The following is a 14,060-nucleotide window of genomic DNA, read 5'->3' on the forward strand; positions in this document are numbered from 1 at the left end:
GCAACAGGCAACGCCGGCACAGGGAAGTGCCGGCGAGGCGCATATGAACACGGATGTGAATTTGCGCCGATTGCCAGACAAAAGATTATCCTGCCGAAATTCTTAGTGCCCCTTGCAGGCTTTATCCGCATCCGTACCCGACGGACAGTACTGCGATTGTGTCAAAGCAACGGAAAGACAGCCTGACAGCAAGAAAAACATGTACCTAAGAACTGCTGGCATTTTACGCCAGATAAACCCAGAATGCACTTTGAATCCCTGAAATCTTTACAAGTTACAAATATTCTTTTGCAATCACCAGACAACAACTTCTGAAAGGAGCTCTTATGGCAATTAACTCAATATGGAACAACAACTCCCCAATGGACTACCTCGGTTTTCTGTCCACTGACCCGGATAACAATACTGAGGATAACGAATGGCTGACTCATTTTCAACAGCTTGTGCAGGAAAAGCTTTCTGAAATGAATGAGGATGAGGATTCTGCAGCTACGGTAAATCCGGCTGAAGAAATTGCAAAATGGAAAGAAAATATTTATAACAAAATGAAAAATGGTGAAACCGAAGAGAGCTTTCAAATCGGTGGTCAGTCTTTCAGCATGAAGGAATGGGACAAGATGTTAGACTCCTTTGATAAAGCGGAAGAAGCTTTACAGGAAGCTATTGAAGAGGACGAAGAAGTTAAGGATAAGGAAATGGCAGAGACAGCAAAGAAAAGCATTGTAAATAATACACCATCCCAGCCTCTTATCGATATGCTTTTATCCGATACCCTTAAGGTTACGTTTCCGACAGATGCCACAAATGAATCTGATGAAGATGCGGAAGATGTATTTTATATGGTTGCCATGGATGAAAAAGGTATCCGCTGCATCAAAAATGGGGCTGATACTTACGAATGGAAAATTGAATTTGAAGACGATTCCCAGTATGAGGCTGCCTGTGATTTCTTAGGCTGGGCTTCTCCACGAATGGACAAGCTTTTATTTGCAGCCCATGACAATTTCTGGATGGATTATCTGAACGGTGACCTTGATGTAGATGCTTTTAAAGACTTCTTAGAGGGCACTAATAACGGCATTCCAAACTATGGCATTGGTGATGAGGAAAATATGTACATTGACGAGACGAAACTTCAGTGGACAAAATATATGAACCCTCTGGGTGCCCACTTTGGTACCCCGGAAGAATTATTTCCGATTCCGGAATTATAGATTAAATACAATAAAACAGGCACTTTTTTCTATCAAAACGGGCATGTCCAAAGAAAAATGAAATTGGTAAAATAAAATCGTAAACCTTGATTTTGTCGGTTTGAATCTTACTAAAAATCATTAAAAGGAAAGGACGAATTATGGGAAAAAGAAAAAAGTTACTAGGTTTGGTTTTGGTAGTCTGTATGTTGTTTACACTGACACCGATAACTTCCCGGGCAGATGTTACAACAGAGAAATGGACAGATTTTACAGCAGCTGACTTTGCTGGCGGCAGCGGTACAAAGGATGATCCATATCAGATTGCTACGGCAGGACAGCTTGCAAAGCTGGCATCAGAAGTAAATTCTGGAGTACCTGAGCAAACACATTCGGGGGAATATTTTAAGTTGACCGCTCCAATTGATTTGAGCGGAAAGAGATGGATTCCTATCGGTTATGGAAATGCAAGTTCCAGAGCTTTTTCAGGATATTTCGATGGAAATAATCAGGTCATTACAGGCTTATATGTGGATGAACGGGGAAATAACGTCTGTGCCGGCTTGTTTGGTGTCGTAGTAGCTGTATCTGATGAAACAGTACTGAAAAATTTCTGTATTGAAAATGCTACCATCTATGCCGGAAATTCCACGGATGCAAATGCCAGTCCGGATATTTACGGTGCCGGAGTGCTGGTAGGTTCGCTTACAACGATGGGTGGTTCCAGAGCTACCTTTGTTGGAGTAGAAAACTGTCAGGGAACCGGACAGGTAGACTCCAAGATGTATGCCGGAGGGCTGATTGGTGATGCAAGCCGTGCCCATGTTTCGGATTGTTCCGCGGATGTTACTGTGACAGGAAGGTGTATCAGTGGTGGATTCATCGGAAATGTTTTCCAGGGCTCCTACAAAAACTGTACCGCCAAAGGCAGCGTATCCGGAGGATGGTCAACCGGCGGGTTTGCCGGATGTGTATTTGAGTCCGACGCCAGTGTGGAAATAGAGCATTGTGCATCTTATGGCAATGTTGAGGCAAATAACTGGAATACCGGTGGTTTTGTCGGATATCTGGAAAAAGGAAAGATTCGTAACAGTGTTTCCTATGGTAATGTAAAGAGTACGGTGGCAGGCTGGGAGCCGAAAACCGGTGGCTTTTCCGGTACAAATACCAAAGGAAATATTCAGAACTGTAATGCTGCAGGTACTGTAACAGGTTCTCATCCAACAATTGCACCGGGTGGATTCATTGGATATGATAATAATGGCACCACTGCTGGCTGCGCTTTTGATAAAAAGAAGAACCCTTCACTCAATGCTGTAGGTGCGGATAGTGGAACACCTGGTTCCAACCAGATTAAGGCAGCAGACACAACCTCCCTGCTCTCAAATATCTGCGGCAGTTATCTTGGCGGACATACACTGTCTAAGGTTGACAGAAAAGAAGCAACTCATCTGACAGAGGGAAATATACAATATTGGGTCTGTGCAAATTGCGGTGGTTATTTCAGTGATGCAAGTGGAGCAAATATGATTACTTCTTTGGATGTTGTAATCGCAAAATCAGCAGAGCATACAGCAGACCGTACAGGATGGCATTCCGATGCGGATAATCATTGGAATACCTGTGAATGTGGTGAAAAAATAAATCAATCCGGACATAGCTTTACCTGGGTAATCGACAAGGAAGCTACGTCTACGGAAAAAGGTTCTAAGCATGAGCAGTGTACAGTTTGTAATTATGCTAAAACTGCAGTCGAAATCCCGCTGGTAAAAACCGGAACTGAAGAAGCCAAAACTTCTTATAAAATTATAGAAGGAACTGAAAGCAGCTATGTCCTGCAGAGTGGCAACAGCCTTACCATCCGGGTGGATGCAGAGTTCTCTAAATTTGCCGGAATCAAAGTAGATGGTGTTCAGATTGGAAAAGATAATTATGATGTGAAGTCCGGTTCAACCATTGTTACTTTGAAATCCTCTTACCTGAATACACTGACTGCCGGAACACATAACCTGGAAATGTTGTGGACAGATGGTTCTGCAAGTACTACGTTTACCATCCAGGCAAGCGTAAACCAGAATCCAGACAATAAAAATCAGGAAACGGCTACAGCCTCAAATACCCATCCTGCAGCTCAAAATAATACAAAGCAGACTACGGATAAATCTCCAAAGACAGGGGATTATAATAATCCTTTGGTATGGGCGGCATGGCTGATTGTTTCAGAAATTATTATTGCTGGTACCGTTTATTATCGTAAAAAGAAACATTTGTAAATAAATATTATGCCTAAAAATGCTCTCTATATAACAAACTGTATCATTTTGCAGGAACCGTTATGTAGAGAGCATTTTTCATTCCGTCAAAAATACTCTGATATGGAACCATTGTATTACCAGAAAATGATGGTCATGTTACCAAAAAAGGAGTACCGGGATTATGGTGTTAAGAAGAAAAGATGTGCTATATGCCCCACTTGTGATATACTTAAATATATCCGGAATCATTAAAGCAATGAAAAATTTGGATAGGAAAATTTTTCATTGAAAGGAACGGGGATACGATGATATTATCGGACAGAGCCGTACTTCCTTTAACCGGAAGCACATTTGAGCCAGGAAACGCTGAAAAAGTAATTAAAGAAATAGAAGATAAAGAATCAGCACAGATTGCATTAGCAGAATATTATTACTTTTCTGCCAATGCAGAACTGTGTGCAGAGACTGTGAAACCATATTTGTCACATGAAGATATCATGCTTCGTTTATCTGCAGATATGCTCTATACCTTTGCCAATCTGACAATTGGAGATTCCAAAGCGGCACAACAGGCCAGAGATTGTTTGCAATCAGCCTTCTGGCACATGAAACTTATTTAAGGCAGGAATATGCCCGGGCAAAGGGGCTTGTTCAGGGAGCTTTTTTGATGGCAGATACGACATATCCCATACCCATAATATATCTGAACTGTGTGCAGGCAATGTGTCAGATTAATCTGAAAGAACAAAAAGAAGCCATACACTCAGTAAATTCTGCATGGGAAATGGCCAGACCGGATAGATTTTGGGAGCCATTTATTGAGTATCATGGGCTGTTACAGGGATTATTGGAGGTCTGTGTCCGAAAAAAAGAACCAGAGATTTATAAGCAGTTGGCAGGCGGGATAATCTCATTTAGTCGTAGCTGGATGAAAATCCACAATCCTAAGATGCAAAAAACAGTGACGGATCTCCTGTCTCCATTGGAGTTTTCCATTGCAATGCTGGCATGCCGGAACTGGACCAATCAGGAAATTGCAGAATATTTAGGATTTTCAATAAACACAGTTAAGCATTATGTATCAGGAATTCTGGAAAAGTTAGGTATCGATAAACGGGATAAAATTAAAAATTTTGTAAATCAATAATATACGAAGGAGAAGGTTTATGATTGTAAAAAGATATGTGAAAAAGAGTACCATCTACATTATTGCTGCCGTTATGGCGGTCTTAACTGCAGGAGCCCTGTATCTTGGAGTGGTTCATCGTTTTACTTATGGGGCAAAGTATAAGAACTACACCACCTGGTCTGCACAGGTTCTCTCTCTGAAGGAATACAAACATGAGGACAGCAATGATAATGTTTATTACCACTACTCGGCTTTTTTAACCTATAACGTGAACGGAACGGTTTATACTCCGGTTACCGATGAGGTCTTTACGGAAGAGGATGTTCCGATGGAAGGCGAAAAGATTCCGATTTTCTACAATAACAGTGACCCTGATAATTATGTGCTTGTCAAATATGACTGGTTGACGAAGTCCTATATTCCTCTCAGTGACAAAGGCGATGTCTGGCTTTTTACAGCATTTCTTCTGCTGGGATTTGTTCTGCTTCTGATTCCGATGAATCTGGAAAATGACCAGGTGCAGGGCGTCATGATTGGAAGCGGACTTCTGCTCTTTGGTCTTGATGGTATCGTAATGGGTACTATTATGCATAAATTTCAAATGTTCTTCCTGGCTATCTTTGGTATCTTCGGCGGCATTATCCTGTTCCGCTACCTCTTTATTCCAAAGGAGAAACGCCAGAAAGCCGATGCGGTATCTGCATCCCTGCGGCTGTTCAAGGTTGTTGATATTTATGTAAATCCACAGACCGGTGTGAAAACCGTGGTATTTTCCATGCCGGAAAATAACGGTGCGACCTATGAACTGTTTTCCCTTGACGATATTTATAATCAGTATAACTACGGGGATATGTATCAGATTGACAAGACGGTTCTCTTAGGATTTGGTCTGGGACGACAGATTAACGGCTCTTATACCATTGACATCAACGGTCTGAACCCTTCCCATATACAGCCTTTGAACCCCCTTCTTAAGAAAATGTTTTCACGAGTATAAAAACTGCGAGGGACACGTAAATCGTGTCCCTCTTGTTTTGTTTATTTCTGATTTGCCGGTTCCATATTAACGGCTTTTCCCTTTATCTTCGCATGCTTCATGGCATTTAAGACTTCTTTTCCATATTCTCTTGGTACTTCCACAAAGGTATATTTATCAAACATATCAATGGCCCCCACCAGTCTGCCCGGCATACCGGACTCTCCGGCGATGGCGCCAAGAATATCTCCCGGCTTAATCTTATCTTTCTTTCCAATGTTGATAAACAGTCTTACCATTCCCTCTTCTGCACCGGTATTGGCAAAGTCGTATTCTTCTTTTTCAGAAGAACTCTCCCCTGCACCCATTGCCTGATAGAGGAAGGCTGCTGCAATATCCATGGCAGTATAATCAGCTTCATTTACCTGCTTCTCAATCAGCTCTATCATATCAGAAAGATTCTCTTCCTCTATGATAGTTCCAATCTGTTCCATGATATTTTCAGCCTTTATCTGTGCCACATCATCGGTAGATGGAATCGGCTGTGCTAAAATCTTTGTCTTGCAGTAACGCTGGATATCTTTTAATTTATAGACTTCCTTGCCTTTTACAAAAGAAAACGCCTTACCACAACGGCCTGCACGTCCGGTTCTTCCGATTCGATGTACATAATATTCATCATCCTGCGGCAGGTCATAATTAAATACCGCTTCTACATCATCTACGTCAATTCCTCTTGCTGCCACATCCGTTGCAATAAGAATATCCGTCTTTCCTTTCCGGAAATTATTCATGACCCGGTCTCTCTGGGACTGCTTCATATCTCCATGAAGTCCCTCTGCACTATAGCCTCTGCCGGATAATTCCGTTGCCAGTTCATCTACCATTTTCTTGGTATTACAGAATACCAATGAAAGCTTCGGATTATAATAATCCAAAAGTCTCGTAAGGACATCCACTTTATCCTTGCGCTTTACATCATAGTAGTACTGGTCAATGTTGGCTACGGTGAGTTCCTTTTTTACAACCTTGATATTGACTGCATCATGCTGGTATTTTCTTGTAATGTCAAGAATCGGCTTTGGCATGGTTGCAGAAAACAGTACGGTCTGATGCTCTCCCGGAATATATTCTAATACAGTTTCTATGTCCTCACGGAATCCCATATTTAACATTTCATCCGCTTCATCTAAGACGATGGTATGGACAAAATCCGGGCGGATGGTTTTTCTGCGAAGATGGTCCAGCAATCGTCCCGGTGTTCCGATAATAATCTGTACGCCACCCTTTAGGGCTTTAATCTGGCGGGAAATGTCCTGTCCACCATACACTGGCAGCACTTTTACACCGTGCATATATTTTGCCAGCTTACGGATTTCGTCTGCCACCTGAATGGCAAGCTCTCTGGTGGGAGATAAAATCAAAACCTGCGTTTTCCGTAAAGACGGGTCTACTTTCTGTAAAATCGGAATTCCAAAAGCTGCTGTCTTGCCGGTTCCGGTCTGAGCCTGTCCGATAACGTCCACACCTGATAAAACCACCGGGATTGCCTGGCTCTGAATCGGTGTTGCCTCTTCAAATCCCATGTCCGCAATTCCTCTTAAAATCTGCGGATTTAAATCTAATTCATCAAATCTGATTGTATTCATTCTTTTCCTTCCTGTTGTGGGAACTTTTTCCCATCTGTCAGTAACCTGTTCTCCAGTAACTTTATAAAAAGCCACCGCGGCTAATCATAACAGACTGTTTTTTGCTTGTCAATTTACTGCAACAGATTTTTCTTCGACAAAATCAGCGCATCCTTCTGCTTTCTGGTCAGCTTTTTATAGGCTGCTTCCTTCTGCATGGCCTCCTCCTTCGTCCCGGATTCCTCTAAATACCGCAGCTCCACCGGTCCCCGGTTTCTGGTATACTTTGCTCCTTTTCCACTGTTATGTGCTTCAATCCGCTTGTCGATATCAGTCGTCCAGCCGGTATAGAGGCTCCCATCCCGACAGAGCACCATATAAGTGTAATTATGTTTCTCTTTCATGTAATCCTTCCTATGTAGACCGGGCACCGCCCAGTCTTATCTCTATATAAAGCAATCGACCAAAAAAGTATCTTACTCATATTCCATAAACTGGTAAAAAAGTATCGATTGCGGATTTTTGGCCGTTACATTTTATCTTATGCAGTTTTCTTATGTATGTTCCACTTACCGGCAGCTTCCAATACAGATTCCTCCCCGGTTTTCTTCTTTTACCTGATAGAGTAAATCATCGGCTTTCTGTAAAAAGTTCTTCATCGTTCTGTCCTCATCCGGTATATCATAACAGATTCCCTGGGAAATGGATACATAGTGCTGTGCCGCTGAAAAAGCATGCTCCATATCTAGGTCACGGATGCTGCGCTTTAATTTTTCTGTAAGAATGACTACGGCTTCCCTTGGATATCCCTCATAAATTAAAATGAATTCATCCCCGCCATACCGTGCACAGAAAATATCATCCTTTTCCGCTAACTTCTGAATTTCCTTTGCTACACGGCAGATACATAAATCACCCTTCTGATGTCCATAGTTATCATTATATTGTTTAAAATAATCGATATCCAGTATTTCCACTGCCACTGGAATTTTCTCTGCTATGGCATGTTCGAATACCTTCTGCGCATGCTGTTCTAACCGATAGCGGTTTGGGATTCCGGTCAGTGCATCGGTCTGGGACTGCTCTAAGAGAATCCTGTTTTCTTTTTCCATCTTCTTTCTGCTGTGGTTCGTCTCTTCCAATGCATAACGCATATCTAAGATGCAGGTCATGATATATTTATTCTCTTTTTCCAGTATCTCGGACAATTCAAAAAACAAACCGCATGCCTGCAGATATTCACGATTCTTTTCCTGCCGCTTATAATAACGGATTTTTAAAGTCAGAATCCGCTTCTGCATATAAATAATCTTAGCTTCCCTTGCCATCTTCTCTAAAAGTTCTACTAATTTCCAGAATTCCTCTTCCTTTCTGGTATCTAACAGCATCTCACAATAAGCATAAAGATCATCAAAAATATCAAGAATCGGCATTCTGGTATCTGATACCTTCTGCACAATTGCTATATTCCGGTCACATTCTTCTTTCTTTCCCATGGCATTACAGAGTCTTGCTTCAAAGCAGGCAAAGGCAATCTGCTCTAACTCTTCCAGATGTCCACTGCACACCTCTTTTGCCCGCAGTGCATATTCCTGTGCCTGCATATACTCTTCCTGATAAAAGCAACTGTTTCCCAGTCCTATATAGATATTCAGAAGATAACTGTAATATTCCGGTATTTCCTTATTCTTCTGCAATAAATCATATGCCTGCCCTAAATATTTTTCTGCCTGCCGGTATTCCCCAAAATTATTATAAAGCATACCGATATTAATATTGATAATAATACCAATATCATATAATTTATATTTTTCACAATACATTCTGGCATTCAGATAATAATCCATGGCAAAAGGAGCATTTCCACGATTCATGGACGTAATGGCAAGAATATTATAGGCTCTTGCCAATAAACCATGCTGTCTGGAATGCTCCAGGTATGGCAGGGAACAGGAAAGATTGCGAAACAGTTTATCCACATCATTCAGAAGATAATATGTCTCGCCACTGTAATAATAGGCATAGCCTAACAGTTTCTCATCATCCTGCTCTCTGGCATAATCTCTTATATTTTTACATAGCATCAATGTTTTTTCGGCATCTGTTCCCCGATTCTTCCGGACACCCTCTAACCATTCCAATACTTCGCTGCTGTAAGCATTAAAATCCATCTTTTTGCGCACCCTTTTTCGTATTTTTTAATGTCTTTTATTATATAGGTATGCGGCTCTTTTTTCAAGTATGGCTCTTTTACTCAAAGAAGCTTACCGGGTCTACCGGTTCGCCATCTTTCTGCAAGGCAAAATAAAGATTACTTCCTTCCACGGAATAATATTTCGTCGGTTCTGCAATATAACCTACCAGTTTTCCTTTGCCGACAATGTCGCCCACTTCATACGGCACTTCCTTAAGCTGCCCGTAAATAGCACTATAACCATCTCCTAAATCCATAGTCACGGTACATCCTGTGACAGCACTGTTGGAAATATCAGTTATCTTTCCTTCTGCGGCTGCGGATACCCTGTCATTTACTTCTCCGGCAATAATCACTGCCGGATTATATTTATACTGATCCAGTGTTGCAAAATACACGGTCTGATCCATGCTGTAATTTAAGACTACATTGCCCTGTAATGGCCAGTTTAATCCATCTTCTTCCGCAAAATGCAGTGTTTTTGTGGTGGCTGCTGCCGCCTTTGTCTCTGGCTCATTTTCTGCCTCAGCCGCTGCATTTGCCACATTTTCTTCTTCTGTCTGCCCGCTGTCGGACTGTGCCTGTCCATCCGAATCCTTTGAAGCAACTGCGTTATCAGAAGGTTTTATGATACTGTCTGCTTCTGCCAGTTTCTCCGATGCTTCTTCCTCTGTCTTTGGAAGCGTTGCCACAAAATCATCCGAAGTTCCATCTTCTTTCTTATTGCCTTTGTCTTTTCCTGCATTCTTATCTGCAACATTTTCCTGCTGCTTTTTTTCTTCCTTCTGGGAATAATTATATACTGCTGTCATTGCTCCTGCTGCCAGTACCATGACAGCCAGGGCAATCATCCATGATCTTCTTCCTTTCATTTTCTCACCATCCATATCTTATTTTTTATAAGTATGGACAGTTTTTTCGTATTTTATTCTTCTTTATATTTCATTCTTTTTTTGTAATTTCAATTCCGGAATAATAATAGCTTAAAATCTCCTGATAAGTTTTTCCCTCTTTTGCCATCTCATTTGCTCCATATATGCTAAGTCCATAACCGTGTCCTAACCCTTTGGTCACAATACGTACCCTGCCATCGATTTCCCTGATATAAAAACAGCCGGAATTCAGGGAAAATGCCTTGCGGAATTCCTCCCCACTGACACTACTGTTCCCAACCTGTATGGTTTTTACATATCCGCTTTCTTCCCGCTCTGTCACCACCAGCGTATTCACCCAGTCCTCCGCTGTAAGTCCTGCTTCCGGAAATGCCTGATTGCAGGTATCCACCAGTTCTCCTGCATCATAGAATTCCACCTTAAGAAAATCCTCTGATGTAATGTCCCATATGGATTCCACACTTTTGAGATAAGGAAGCTCTGTCCCTCTCGTTTTCTCTGCACTGACTGCAAAATAGGGAGCCTCAATTTCCTGTCCCTGATATGTTAAGACTTCCCCCTCGGTATCTATCAGGCAATTTTCTAATTTCTGATAATATCGATTATAATTTTCATTTCCAAACAATTTGGTCTGCTCTGCAACACTCAGTCCCGTCTCCGGTGCTTTTCCCTGCGACAGGGCATATTCATAATTGGTCCGCACAATAACTGCCTGCGCACGAATTGCTTCTTCTTCATAGGTAACCGGAATATCCCGTGCCAGAATAGACACAAGAGCAGCCATCTTCTCTTCTTCATCGGGATGACTGCTCTTATGTTGTATTTCATTGCTGTCTGTATCCAATAATATCTCATCTCCCTGGAACACCAGGGTCATAAGTATCGGTAATCCTGCAATAATCAGGCACAGACACAGTATCATTTTTATTTTTTCTTTCATATCCTGTCCACTCCTGTTCTACATATATATGTAACAGAAATGGATGTATACCAGTAAAATATTACTGTTTCATACGCTGTCCTATCTCATTGGAAAGTTCCGCAAACTGCTCTAAGGACAGTGCCTCTCCACGAATGTTCTCCGGGACTCCAAGGCTTACGATACTTTCCTGTATTACCTCTTTCGGCAAATGTATCTCCGGGGAATTATTCAGTCCGTTTGCCAGTGTCTTTCTGCGCTGGTTAAAGGATGCCCGGATAATACGGAACATCAGTTTCTCATCTTCCACTTCTACCGGCGGCTTCTCATGCCGGGTCAGACGGATGACCGCACTGCCTACATTCGGTCTTGGCATAAAACAGTTCGGTGGTACATTTGCCACGATTTCCGGCTTCGCATAATACTGTACTGCAAGGGAAAGTGCTCCATATTCCTTGCTTCCCGGTTTCTCCTGCATACGCTCTGCCACTTCCTTCTGCACCATAATCGTAATGCTGTCAATTGGCACATGGCTTTCAAACAGTCCCATAATAATCGGTGTGGTAATATAATAAGGCAGATTCGCCACTACCTTGATTGGCTTTCCCTGGTTCTTCTCTTCTGCCAGCTTACAGATATCAAGCTTTAAAATATCTTCATTGATTACTGTTACATTGGAATAATTCTTCAGTGTGTCCGACAAAATCGGAATCAGATTCTTATCTATCTCCACCGCAACCACTTCTCTTGCCCTCTCGCAAAGATACTGTGTCATAGTTCCGATTCCCGGACCAATCTCCAATACAAAATCATCCTCCGTCACTCCGGATGCATCGATAATCTTATCCAGCACATGAGTATCTATCAAAAAATTCTGTCCGAATTTCTTCTGAAAATTAAACCGGTACTTCTGCAGTACCTCTATTGTATTCTGTGGATTTCCTAATTCCGCCATGCCTGCTCCTTTATTCAACCGCTCTTTCTATCTTTTTCGAATAAATGTTCGTTTTTTTGTTGCCAACTGCATTTTTCTGTGTTACAATCATTTTAGAACAAATGTTCTTATTTGTCCAGTCCTTTTTATGATAACAGAGGAAAATAGTTCTACGCAACTATTATTGGGGATTTTCATAAAACTTACAATGGAAGATGGATGGCTGGAAGCCTGTCTTGTCTTTTTCTTATGGAAAAGCGGCACTGTTCATCGAAGGACAGATGCCTGATAAGGGTTGCTAGGGGCACTTGGAATTTCATCTGAAAGCAGGCAACGCTGGTACAAGGATGTACCAGCGAGGCACATATGAACAGGGATGTGAATTTGTGCCGGTTGCCGGATAAAACTACATACTACAAAGAAATTCCTAGTGCCCTTTGCAGGCATTATGCGGCATCTGACGTTTGATGAACAAGGCTGCTCTTATCTGATAAATCATTAAAACAGGACAGGCTTCCACCACTACTTCCTTTGCAAGTGCTTCTATATATTTGATAGAAAAAGAAAAGGTGATTGCTTTGAACATAACAGAAAACATGTCTTTAATGGAAAAACTGACCATCCTTTCGGATGCCGCCAAATATGATGTTGCCTGTACCTCCAGCGGTGTTGACCGCAAGGGAAACGGCCGTGGCATGGGTAATTCCGTTGCTCCGGGAATCTGCCATACCTTCTCTGCCGATGGCCGCTGTATTTCCCTGCTTAAGATTCTTTTTACCAATGAATGCATTTTCCGCTGTGCCTACTGCCAGAATAACTGCAACAATGATGTACCAAGGGCTTCCTTTACACCGGACGAAGTCTGCAACCTTACCATGGAATTTTACCGCAGAAATTATATTGAAGGTCTTTTCTTAAGCTCCGGTATTCTCATCAGCCCGAATTATACTATGGAACTGATTTATCAGACACTTTACCAACTCCGTGTCTGCCATCATTTTAACGGATATATTCATGTAAAAGCCATTCCCGGTGCCGACCCGGTTCTTATTGAAAAAGCAGGCTTTCTTGCCGACCGCATGAGCGTTAATCTGGAGCTTCCGACCGCAGACGGACTGAAGGCTCTTGCACCAAATAAGTCCCGCAAAACCATCTTAAAACCCATGCGTCTGATTCAAAATGGCATTATGGAAAATCAGAATGAGCTGATGGTTTACCATAAGACCCCGAAATTTGTACCGGCAGGCCAAAGCACCCAGATGATTATCGGTGCCACCCCGGAAAACGATTATCAGATTATAAAGGTAGCAGAAGGCTTATACCAGAATTTCCAGTTGAAACGAGTCTTCTACTCAGCCTTTGTCAATGTAAATCACAATTCCAATCTGCCAACCCTTCCCGGTGGTCCACCCCTTCTGCGGGAACACCGCCTATATCAGGCAGACTGGCTGCTTCGCTTCTATGGTTTTTCTGCCGGAGAGCTATTAAGCGAAGACCGTCCGGATTTTAATATCTTCTTAGACCCGAAATGCGATTGGGCACTCCGCCACTTAGAAGCCTTCCCGGTAGAGATTAACCGGGCAGATTACAACACCTTACTACGTGTTCCGGGCATTGGTGTGAAATCTGCCAACCGTATTGTAAAAGCCCGCCGGCACAGTCGCCTTGACTTTTCCGATTTAAAGAAAATCGGAGTTGTCTTAAAACGGGCTGCCTACTTTATTACCTGCTCCGGTCGTATGATGTATTCCATTCCACAAAATGAAGATTATATCTGCAGCTGTCTGATGCAGGATAAAACTCAGATTCCGAAGGAAATACGGGATTCCAGTTATAAGCAGATTTCCTTCTTCGATGAAGATGCCTTAAGTGATTTTAAACTGACCACCAACGATTTATGCGTCGGATAAACTGCTATAACCATGATTTTTCAGTAAAC

Annotated in this window: 12 protein-coding genes; 6 read left to right on the plus strand and 6 right to left on the minus strand. The window is 42.1% G+C overall.

Annotated elements, in window-relative coordinates; all coding sequences use genetic code 11:
* The first annotated feature begins 326 nt into the window (after positions 1-326).
* The 5 genes from DWX96_RS11390 to DWX96_RS11405 all read left to right on the plus strand — a co-directional run bounded on the left by DWX96_RS11390 (position 327) and on the right by DWX96_RS11405 (position 5,574).
* Complete coding sequence (locus DWX96_RS11390; protein WP_118057549.1) at positions 327-1,214, plus strand: hypothetical protein; 888 nt, start codon at positions 327-329, stop codon at positions 1,212-1,214.
* Positions 1,215-1,354: 140 nt separating this feature from the next.
* Positions 1,355-3,466 (plus strand): hypothetical protein, encoded by a 2,112-nt coding sequence (locus DWX96_RS11395; RefSeq protein WP_118057548.1) that lies wholly within the window; start codon positions 1,355-1,357, stop codon positions 3,464-3,466.
* 287 nt (positions 3,467-3,753) lie between these two features.
* Positions 3,754-4,068: a hypothetical protein gene (locus DWX96_RS14625; protein ID WP_242988786.1), complete on the plus strand. Its 315-nt coding sequence runs from the start codon at positions 3,754-3,756 to the stop codon at positions 4,066-4,068.
* A 47-nt stretch (positions 4,069-4,115) separates the two neighbouring features.
* Entirely contained in the window at positions 4,116-4,595 is a 480-nt protein-coding gene (locus DWX96_RS14630; RefSeq protein WP_242988787.1) for a response regulator transcription factor, read from the plus strand.
* 19 nt (positions 4,596-4,614) lie between these two features.
* Complete coding sequence (locus DWX96_RS11405) at positions 4,615-5,574, plus strand: DUF3592 domain-containing protein (protein ID WP_118057547.1); 960 nt, start codon at positions 4,615-4,617, stop codon at positions 5,572-5,574.
* A 41-nt stretch (positions 5,575-5,615) separates the two neighbouring features.
* Here the strand turns inward: DWX96_RS11405 and DWX96_RS11410 are convergent, their stop codons facing one another.
* The 6 genes from DWX96_RS11410 to rsmA form a co-directional block, all read right to left on the minus strand.
* The gene (locus DWX96_RS11410) at positions 5,616-7,202 is read right to left on the minus strand and encodes a DEAD/DEAH box helicase (protein ID WP_117697894.1); all 1,587 of its coding nucleotides are present in this window, start codon (positions 7,200-7,202) and stop codon (positions 5,616-5,618) included.
* Positions 7,203-7,315: 113 nt separating this feature from the next.
* The gene (locus DWX96_RS11415; protein WP_117697895.1) at positions 7,316-7,585 is read right to left on the minus strand and encodes a GIY-YIG nuclease family protein; all 270 of its coding nucleotides are present in this window, start codon (positions 7,583-7,585) and stop codon (positions 7,316-7,318) included.
* Between the two features lie 165 nt (positions 7,586-7,750).
* Entirely contained in the window at positions 7,751-9,352 is a 1,602-nt protein-coding gene (locus DWX96_RS11420) for a GGDEF domain-containing protein (protein ID WP_118057546.1), read from the minus strand.
* Between the two features lie 79 nt (positions 9,353-9,431).
* On the minus strand, positions 9,432-10,247 hold the full coding sequence (locus DWX96_RS11425) for a M23 family metallopeptidase (RefSeq protein WP_242988788.1): 816 nt from the start codon (positions 10,245-10,247) through the stop codon (positions 9,432-9,434).
* 70 nt (positions 10,248-10,317) lie between these two features.
* On the minus strand, positions 10,318-11,208 hold the full coding sequence (locus DWX96_RS11430) for a SpoIID/LytB domain-containing protein (RefSeq protein ID WP_118057544.1): 891 nt from the start codon (positions 11,206-11,208) through the stop codon (positions 10,318-10,320).
* Between the two features lie 61 nt (positions 11,209-11,269).
* On the minus strand, positions 11,270-12,142 hold the full coding sequence (gene rsmA / locus DWX96_RS11435; protein ID WP_118057543.1) for a 16S rRNA (adenine(1518)-N(6)/adenine(1519)-N(6))-dimethyltransferase RsmA: 873 nt from the start codon (positions 12,140-12,142) through the stop codon (positions 11,270-11,272).
* Positions 12,143-12,699: 557 nt separating this feature from the next.
* On the opposite strand from rsmA, the gene DWX96_RS11445 reads away from it, so the two are divergent.
* The gene (locus DWX96_RS11445; protein ID WP_199535177.1) at positions 12,700-14,031 is read left to right on the plus strand and encodes a putative DNA modification/repair radical SAM protein; all 1,332 of its coding nucleotides are present in this window, start codon (positions 12,700-12,702) and stop codon (positions 14,029-14,031) included.
* The last annotated feature ends 29 nt before the right edge of the window (positions 14,032-14,060 follow it).

This window comes from Roseburia sp. AF22-2LB (genome assembly GCF_003461125.1).
GTDB classification, from domain to species: domain Bacteria; phylum Bacillota; class Clostridia; order Lachnospirales; family Lachnospiraceae; genus Roseburia_C; species Roseburia_C amylophila.

Coding starts and splice junctions, on each gene's coding strand:
- DWX96_RS11425 (WP_242988788.1), bottom strand. CDS start 10,247: ATGAAAGGAAGAAGATCATGGATGATTGCCCTGGCTGTCATGGTACTG.
- DWX96_RS11395 (WP_118057548.1), top strand. CDS start 1,355: ATGGGAAAAAGAAAAAAGTTACTAGGTTTGGTTTTGGTAGTCTGTATG.
- DWX96_RS14625 (WP_242988786.1), top strand. CDS start 3,754: ATGATATTATCGGACAGAGCCGTACTTCCTTTAACCGGAAGCACATTT.
- DWX96_RS11410 (WP_117697894.1), bottom strand. CDS start 7,202: ATGAATACAATCAGATTTGATGAATTAGATTTAAATCCGCAGATTTTA.
- DWX96_RS11420 (WP_118057546.1), bottom strand. CDS start 9,352: ATGGATTTTAATGCTTACAGCAGCGAAGTATTGGAATGGTTAGAGGGT.
- DWX96_RS11430 (WP_118057544.1), bottom strand. CDS start 11,208: ATGAAAGAAAAAATAAAAATGATACTGTGTCTGTGCCTGATTATTGCA.
- DWX96_RS11390 (WP_118057549.1), top strand. CDS start 327: ATGGCAATTAACTCAATATGGAACAACAACTCCCCAATGGACTACCTC.
- DWX96_RS11415 (WP_117697895.1), bottom strand. CDS start 7,585: ATGAAAGAGAAACATAATTACACTTATATGGTGCTCTGTCGGGATGGG.
- DWX96_RS14630 (WP_242988787.1), top strand. CDS start 4,116: ATGGCAGATACGACATATCCCATACCCATAATATATCTGAACTGTGTG.
- DWX96_RS11405 (WP_118057547.1), top strand. CDS start 4,615: ATGATTGTAAAAAGATATGTGAAAAAGAGTACCATCTACATTATTGCT.
- rsmA (WP_118057543.1), bottom strand. CDS start 12,142: ATGGCGGAATTAGGAAATCCACAGAATACAATAGAGGTACTGCAGAAG.